The 1,075-nt window shown below is 55.5% G+C and carries 1 rRNA gene; it reads right to left on the reverse strand.

The features are described 5' to 3' along the window. Positions 1-1,033, reverse strand: a 16S ribosomal RNA gene (locus tag NH448_RS23480); the annotation flags it as partial. Between the last annotated feature and the right edge of the window lie 42 nt (positions 1,034-1,075).

Below are 1,075 nucleotides of genomic sequence, written 5' to 3' on the forward strand. Positions count from 1 at the left end.
TCCCGAAGGCACCAATCCATCTCTGGAAAGTTCTCTCGATGTCAAGGGTAGGTAAGGTTCTTCGCGTTGCATCGAATTAAACCACATGCTCCACCGCTTGTGCGGGCCCCCGTCAATTCATTTGAGTTTTAACCTTGCGGCCGTACTCCCCAGGCGGTCGACTTATCGCGTTAACTGCGCCACAAAGCTCTCAAGGAGCCCAACGGCTAGTCGACATCGTTTACGGCGTGGACTACCAGGGTATCTAATCCTGTTTGCTACCCACGCTTTCGCACCTCAGCGTCAGTGTCAGTCCAGAAGGCCGCCTTCGCCACTGGTATTCCTCCCGATCTCTACGCATTTCACCGCTACACCGGGAATTCTACCTTCCTCTCCTGCACTCTAGCCTGACAGTTCCGGATGCCGTTCCCAGGTTGAGCCCGGGGCTTTCACAACCGGCTTATCAAGCCGCCTACGCGCGCTTTACGCCCAGTAATTCCGATTAACGCTCGCACCCTCCGTATTACCGCGGCTGCTGGCACGGAGTTAGCCGGTGCTTCTTCTGTGAGTGATGTCCTCCCTCGAGGGTATTAACCTCAAGGCTTTCTTCCTCACTGAAAGTGCTTTACAACCCGAAGGCCTTCTTCACACACGCGGCATGGCTGGATCAGGCTTTCGCCCATTGTCCAATATTCCCCACTGCTGCCTCCCGTAGGAGTTCGGGCCGTGTCTCAGTCCCGATGTGGCTGATCATCCTCTCAGACCAGCTACGGATCGCAGCCTTGGTGAGCCGTTACCTCACCAACTAGCTAATCCGACATAGGCTCATCCGATAGCGCAAGGTCCGAAGATCCCCTGCTTTCCCCCGTAGGGCGTATGCGGTATTAGCCTGGGTTTCCCCAGGTTATCCCCCACTACCGGGCAGATTCCTATGCATTACTCACCCGTCCGCCGCTCGACGCCTCCTAGCAAGCTAGGATCGTTTCCGCTCGACTTGCATGTGTTAGGCCTGCCGCCAGCGTTCAATCTGAGCCATGATCAAACTCTTCAGTTTAAAGTCTGATAGTCCGTTAAGCGGACCAAACTTGGCTCAAGG

This window comes from Halomonas sp. OfavH-34-E, from assembly GCF_024124525.1.
Lineage (GTDB): Bacteria > Pseudomonadota > Gammaproteobacteria > Pseudomonadales > Halomonadaceae > Halomonas > Halomonas litopenaei.